This window comes from Tepidiforma sp., assembly GCF_034433535.1.
Lineage (GTDB): Bacteria > Chloroflexota > Dehalococcoidia > Tepidiformales > Tepidiformaceae > Tepidiforma.
Window position 1 is genome coordinate 41082 of sequence record NZ_DAOUAO010000082.1, and the last position, 6705, is coordinate 47786.

At 68.9% G+C, this 6705-nt stretch carries 6 protein-coding genes; 4 read left to right on the top strand and 2 right to left on the bottom strand.

Features of this window, described 5'->3' with window-relative positions; all coding sequences use genetic code 11:
- Positions 1-20: 20 nt before the first annotated feature.
- Together murA and VAE46_RS04805 are read left to right on the top strand one after the other, a co-directional pair.
- Positions 21-1295: a UDP-N-acetylglucosamine 1-carboxyvinyltransferase gene (gene murA / locus VAE46_RS04800; protein WP_322795779.1), complete on the top strand. Its 1275-nt coding sequence runs from the start codon at positions 21-23 to the stop codon at positions 1293-1295.
- Positions 1295-2359: a rod shape-determining protein gene (locus VAE46_RS04805; RefSeq protein WP_322795780.1), complete on the top strand. Its 1065-nt coding sequence runs from the start codon at positions 1295-1297 to the stop codon at positions 2357-2359. Before murA ends, VAE46_RS04805 begins: the two co-directional genes overlap by 1 nt.
- Before the next feature lie 167 nt (positions 2360-2526).
- Here the strand turns inward: VAE46_RS04805 and VAE46_RS04810 are convergent, their stop codons facing one another.
- Positions 2527-3168, bottom strand: a complete 642-nt coding sequence (locus VAE46_RS04810; RefSeq protein WP_322795781.1) for a redox-sensing transcriptional repressor Rex — start codon at positions 3166-3168, stop codon at positions 2527-2529.
- 222 nt (positions 3169-3390) lie between these two features.
- Between VAE46_RS04810 and VAE46_RS04815 the strand changes: the two genes are divergently transcribed.
- Complete coding sequence (locus tag VAE46_RS04815) at positions 3391-4479, top strand: alanine--glyoxylate aminotransferase family protein (protein WP_322795782.1); 1089 nt, start codon at positions 3391-3393, stop codon at positions 4477-4479.
- Between the two features lie 79 nt (positions 4480-4558).
- The gene (gene serA / locus VAE46_RS04820; RefSeq protein WP_322795783.1) at positions 4559-6331 is read left to right on the top strand and encodes a phosphoglycerate dehydrogenase; all 1773 of its coding nucleotides are present in this window, start codon (positions 4559-4561) and stop codon (positions 6329-6331) included.
- Here serA and VAE46_RS04825 read toward each other — a convergent pair.
- Positions 6328-6705 (bottom strand): FtsW/RodA/SpoVE family cell cycle protein (locus tag VAE46_RS04825; RefSeq protein WP_322795784.1); only part of this gene is annotated, 378 nt, incomplete at its 5' end. The two genes, serA and VAE46_RS04825, sit on opposite strands and share 4 nt — an antisense overlap.

The following is a 6705-nucleotide window of genomic DNA, read 5'->3' on the forward strand; positions in this document are numbered from 1 at the left end:
ACCCTAGACTGGCCGGTGAGATGACAACGCGCGTCCGCGGTGGGCGGTACATTGTCCGGGGCGAGGTGGCCCTGCGGGGGACCATCGAGGTATCGGGCGCGAAGAATCACGCGCTCGCGGCGATGTGTGCGGCGCTCCTCACCGATGAGGACGTCATCCTCGAGAACGTCCCCTACATCTCGGATGTCGATTCGCTCGGGCAGCTGCTGGCCAGCCTCGGTGCCGTGGTCGAACGCCTGCCGGGCGGCGCGCTGCGGCTGAACGCGGCGGGGGCTTCGACCTGCGAGGCGCCGACGGAGCTGATCAGCGAGAACCGGGCGTCGTTCCAGGTGATGGGCCCCCTGCTCGGGCGGCACGGCTTCGCGGCCTCGGCGCCGCCGGGCGGCGACGTCATCGGCCAGCGGCCGATCGATGTCCACCTTTCCGGGTTCGAGGCGATGGGCGCGGCGGTCTCGCGCGAGGGCGAGCGGTTCGTGGCGCGCGGCCCGGCCGGCGGACTGCGCGGCGCCCGGGTGTTCATGGATTATCCCTCGGTTTCGGGCACGCAGAACGTGATGATGGCGGCGGTGCTGGCCGAAGGCCACACCACGATCGTCAACGCCGCGACGGAGCCCGAGGTGCAGGAGCTCGCCCACCTGCTCAACGCGATGGGGGCGCGAATCAGCGGCATCGGCAGCCAGATGCTCGAAATCGAGGGCGTCGAGCGGCTCCACGGGACGCGCGGCCGCATCATGCCGGACCGCATCGAAGCCGGGACGTGGGCCATCGCCGCGGTGATGACCGGCGGGGAGCTCTACCTGCGCGACGCCCCGGCCGGCGTGATGGACGCCCTCGTGCACAAGCTGCGGGCGACCGGCGCCGAGGTGCGCGCGGTCGAAGGCGGGCTGCATGTCGCGGCGGGTGCGACGATTCGGGCGGTCAGCTTCCAGGCGCTGCCGTACCCCGGCCTGGCGACCGACCTGCACGCCCCGTTCGCGGCCCTGCTGACCCAGGCTAACGGGGTCTCGATTATCCACGAGCGCGTGTTCGATAACCGCATGCTGTACGTCGGCGAATTGCGCAAGATGGGCGCCGAAATCGTCTCGACCGGCTCCTCGGCAATTGTCTCAGGTCCCACGCCGCTGCACGGAACCCGCGTCCGGGCGCTCGATGTGCGTGCCGGCGCGGCCGTGCTGCTCGCGGCGCTCGTCGCCCAGGGAACCACGATCATCGACGACATCTACCACCTCGACCGCGGCTACGAGCGGCTTGATGAGAAGCTTCGGGCGGTCGGCGTGCAGGTGGAGCGCGCCTGATGGCGTTCGAATTCCTCGCCCCGAAGAAGGTGGGCATCGACCTCGGGACCGCGAACATCCTGGTCTACGTGAAGGGCCAGGGGATCGTGGTGAACGAGCCGAGCGTGGTGGCGCGGCATAACCGCGACAACGCGATCGTGGCGGTCGGCAATGAGGCGCGGGCGATGCAGGGGCGCACGCCGGGCTCGATCAGCGTCATCCGCCCGATGCGCGACGGCGTGATCGCCGATTACCTCACGACCGAGGCGATGCTGCGCTACTTCATCGGGCAGATTACCGGGCGCTTCAACCTGATCCGGCCCGAGGTGATGGTCACTGTGCCGGCGGGCGTGACGAGCGTTGAGCAGCGCGCCGTCCGCGATGCCGCCGAGCAGGCGGGTGCCCGCAAGCCGGCCCACCTCGTGCCCGAGCCGCTGGCCGCGGCCATCGGTGCGCGCATCCCCATCGGCACGGCCCGCGGCAACATGGTGGTCAACATCGGCGGCGGCCGCACCGAGGCGGCGGTCATCTCGCTGTATGGCATCGTGGTGTCGGAATCGGTGCGGATGGCCGGGGACCGGATCGACGAGGCGATCATCGCCTATGTGCGGCGGCGACATAACCTGATCATCGGCGAGAAGACCGCCGAGGAGATCAAGATCGCCATCGGCAGCGCACTTCCCATCGATGAAGGGCTGGCCACGCAGGTGCGAGGCCGCGACCAGCTGAGCGGGCTGCCGAAGACCATCTCGCTCACGTCGACCGAGGTGGCGCAGGCCATCCAGGACTGCCTCGGAACCATCGTGCAGACCGTGCGGGCGGTGCTCGAAAAGACCCCGCCGGAGCTGGCGGCCGATGTGATCGACCGAGGCATCGTGCTGACGGGCGGCGGCGCGCTGCTTCGGCACCTGGACGAACTGCTGACGCAGGAAACCGGGGTGCCCTGCTACGTGGCCGATAACCCGCTCGAGTGCGTGGCCATCGGGGCGGGTATCGCGCTGGATCACCTCGACGTCATCAAGCGCAGCCTGCCGACCGAAGAAGAGAACCTGGTGGGGATGTTCCCGCAGGCGGAGCAGCGGTAGCCAGCCCCGGCAGCCAGTCGTCCGTTGGAGGCACCTGGGCCGACAGTCGCAGCCGGGTCGTGGCTGGAGGGCGCGGCCGTTCCCAGCGGATTCGAGCGGTTGACACCTTGTCGCAGGGCCCTGTGGGCCTCGCTCGCCCGCAGTGCCTCAACGCTTTAATGGAGATGCTACTTGGCGCCGGCGGGCTCGCTCCGCTTGATGTAGTAGGTCATGCTCTGCATGGCCAGAACGGGGTCGATGTGGCGGATGCTGACACCCGGCGGGACGTGGGCGGTAACCGGCGCATAGTTCAGGATGGCGCGGATGCCGCCGCGCACGAGCCGGTCGACGACGTCCTGCGCTTCAGCCGCCGGCACCGCCACGATGCCGATATCGACGCGATTGTGGGCGAGGTACTCATCGAGGCGGGCGATATCCTGGACTTCGACACCGCCGACGTGCTTCCCGACGACGGCCGGATTGGCGTCGAAGGCGGCGACGATGTGGAAACCCTGCGGCCCGAAGCCGCCGTATTCGGCGATCGCCTGGCCGAGGCGCCCAACGCCGACCAGGCAGAGGCGCCACTGGCGGTCGATGCCGAGGATCTCGCGCAGGCGGTGAAGCAGGCCCTGCACGTTATAGCCGCGCCCCTGCTTGCCGAATCGCCCGAAGTAGGAAAGGTCCTTGCGGATCTGGGCCGGGGTCACATCCAGCAGCTCGCCCAGGGCCTGCGAGCTCACGACCGTTTCCCCGCGGGCGGCGAGGTCGGCGAGGGCGCGTGCATAGACCGGCAGGCGATTGATGACGACTTCGGGGATTTCGAGCGTCATGGCTGAGGTTGTGAAATCCGTAACTTTCGGCGGACTATATGCCCGCGCCGGCAGATGGGTCAACCCGTTCACAGCAGATGCGCATCGGCTGCGGGAAGGAGGACGGCACGGTTCGCGCCGAATACTGGTATCGAATCCACCATTGGCGCGCGGCGGTATCCCTGATTGACCCACCGCCGATAACCGCTGACGATGATGGTACTTCTGGCAACGGAGCTGACTGTGAACCTGCGCATCCCTGGTCCCACCCCCTGCCCTGAGGAGGTCCTGGCTGCGGGCGCGATGCAGATGATGAACCATCGCGGGCCCGAGTTCGCCCAGATCCTCCGGCGCGTGACCGACGGCCTGAACTGGGTCTTCGGGAGCTCCTCCGACGTGCTGTCGTTCACCACGTCGGGCACGGGCGGGCTCGAGGTGGCGGTGGTGAATACGCTGAGCCCCGGGGACCGGGTGCTTTCGGTGTCGATCGGCTCCTTCGGCGACCGCTTCAAGAACATCGTGAAGACGTACGGCGCGGACGTGGTGAGCTATGCGACTGAGTGGGGCGAAGCCGCCGACCCGGCGGTCATCGGCCGCATGCTCGATGAGGACCCGACCATCAAGGCGGTGCTGGTCACGCACAACGAAACCTCGACCGGCGTGACGAACCCGCTGGAGGCGATCGCCCGCGAGGTGCGCCAGCGCGACCGGCTCATCCTCGTAGATGCGGTGAGCAGCATGAGCTCGATCCCCTGCCCGGTGGAGCGCTGGGGCCTCGACGTGGTGGTGAGCGGCTCGCAGAAGGGCTGGATGGTTCCGCCCGGGCTGGCGTTCGTCTACATGAGCGAGCGGGCGTGGGCGGCCAATGCCGAGGCGAAGATGCCGCGGTTCTACTTCGATGCCGCGAAGACGCGCGATTCGCTGGCGAAACTCCAGAACCCGTGGACGCCGGCGCTCTCGGTGTATTACGCGCTCGACAAGGCGTTCGAGCTGATGCGGGCGGAGGGGCTTGAAAGCATCTTCGCGCGGCACGAGGCGATCGGGAACTACACCCGCCAGCGGGTCAAGGCGATGGGGCTGAAGCTGGTGCCGGTGGATGAGCAGTATGCCTCGAACACCGTCACGGCGGTGTGGTGGCCCGAGGGCGTGGATGGCAAGGCGATCAGCCGTCGCGCCCGCGAGGAGTTCGGCGTGGTGCTCGGCGGCGGCCAGGGCAAGCTCGAAGGCAAGATTTTCCGGGTCGGCCACCTTGGCTGGGTGCAGCAGCACGAAGTGGAGGAGGCGCTCGACGTGGTGGAGAAGCTGCTGGCGGAGGCCGGCGCCCGGGTATAGCGCTTCCTGGTTGACTTCCGCGCGTGCCCCGTCCATGCAATTTGCATGACGGGGCATCTTCATGCATCCTGCATAGGTGATGAAGCCCGAAGCCTTCGCCGCTGAGCGCATCGCCCTGGGGCTCTCGCAGAGCGCCCTCGCCGAGGCGCTGGGGGTCGACCAGGCGACCGTCAGCCGCTGGGAATCCGGCAAGACCCGGATCCCGCCCGCCATCGAACTCGCACTTGCCACGCTGAAGGAGAAGCTGCAGCCCATGTCTACACCGCGCCGTCCCCGTGTCCTCGTTGCCGATCCGGTTGCGCCCGAGGGAATCGAGCTTCTGCGCCGGGTCGCCGATGTTGAAGTCCGGACCGGGCTGCCGCAGGATTCGCTGATTGCGGCCATCCCGGAATTCGAGGCGCTGGTGGTGCGGAGCGAGACGAAGGTGACGCGGCCCGTCATCGAAGCCGCCAGCCGCCTGCAGGTCATCGGCCGCGCCGGGGTGGGCGTGGACAACATCGACCTCGATGCCGCGACGGAGCGGGGCGTGATCGTCGTGAACGCCCCGCAGGGGAACACCGTGGCGGCGGCGGAGCACACGATCGCTCTCCTGCTCGCGCTGGCGCGCCATGTCCCGCAGGCCGATGCTTCGATGCGCTCGGGCAAGTGGGATCGGAAGAGCTACGTCGGCACCGAGGTCCGCGGGAAGACGCTGGGCATCGTGGGCCTGGGCAAGATTGGCTCGGAAGTGGCTCGCCGCGCCATCGCCCTGGAGATGCGGGTCCTCGCGGTCGACCCCTTCGTGCCGGTGGAGCGGGCGCGGGCGCTGGGCGTGGAGTCGGTCGATTTCGAGCAGCTGCTCATGCTCTCGGACTTCATTTCGGTTCATCCGCCGCTCACGGCGGCCACCCAGGGGATGATCGGCGAGGCGGAGCTCGCCCGCATGAAGGATGGGGTGCGCATCATCAATGTGGCGCGCGGCGGGATCATCGATGAGGCCGCGCTGGCGAAGGCGGTGGCCAGCGGCAAGGTCGCGGGGGCAGCGGTGGACGTCTTCACCGCGGAGCCGCCGCCCGCCGATAACCCGCTGCTCGGCGACCCCCGCATCATCACCACGCCGCACCTCGGGGCGTCGACCGCCGAGGCTCAGGAGCGGGTCGCCATCGACGTGGCCGAGCAGATCGTCGATGTGCTGGAAGGGCGCCCTGCCCGGTATGCGGTAAACGCTCCGCTCCTGGCGCCCGAGACGCTGCAGGTGGTGGGGCCATACATGGGGGTTGCGGAGCAGCTCGGCATGGTCGCGACCCAGCTGGTGACCGGCAAGCTGCAGGCGATCGAGATCGAGTACTACGGGGAGATCACCGAGCACGATACGACCCCGCTGCGCGCGGCGGTCATCCGGGGGCTGCTGCGCCCGATCAGCGAGGAGAACGTGAACATCGTCAACGCTCACCTGACCGCGGCAAGCCGCGGCTGGGACATCCGCGAGAGCACCCGCGCCTCGCATGAGGTATTCCTCAACCTGGTGAACGTCCGCGTGACGACCTCCGAGGCGGAGGTGATGGTCGGCGGGACGGTCGAGCGGGGCCAGCCGCGCATCGTCCTGATCAACGGGCTCGACGTGGACATCGCCCCGGAGCGCGGGACCTGCATCATCGTCTGCGACAACGAAGACCGCCCCGGCATGATCGGCCGGGTGGGCACCCTGCTGGGCCGGTTCGACATCAACATCCAGTCGATGCAGGTGGGCCGGCGGGCGCGCCGCGGCCGCGCGCTGATGCTGATCGCGGTCGATGAGGAGCCGACCTCGGACCAGCTGCAGGCGATCGAGGCGATCGACGGGATCTACAACGTCCGGCTCGTGCGGCTCTAGGCATTCCCGTCGCGCGGCCCGCGGGCACTGTGCGAGAGGCCGAGCAGCAGGCCGACGAGGCCGAAGTTGACCACGAGGCTGGACCCGCCGTAGCTGACGAACGGCAGGGTGATGCCCGTGGTGGGGATCAGCCGCACGTTCCCGGCGATGATGACGGCAGCCTGGATGGCGATGAGCAGGGCGATGGCCGCGGCGAGCAGGCGCTCGTACGCGGCGGGTGCTTCGCGGGCCACCTGCAGGCCGGAGGCGAGCATCGCCAGGTAGAGCACCCCGACCCCGAGCGCGCCGGCCAGTCCGAGCTCCTCTGCCACCGCCGTGAAGACATAATCGGTGGAGGCGGCCGGCACGACCTCCGGCATGCCGCGCCCGATGCC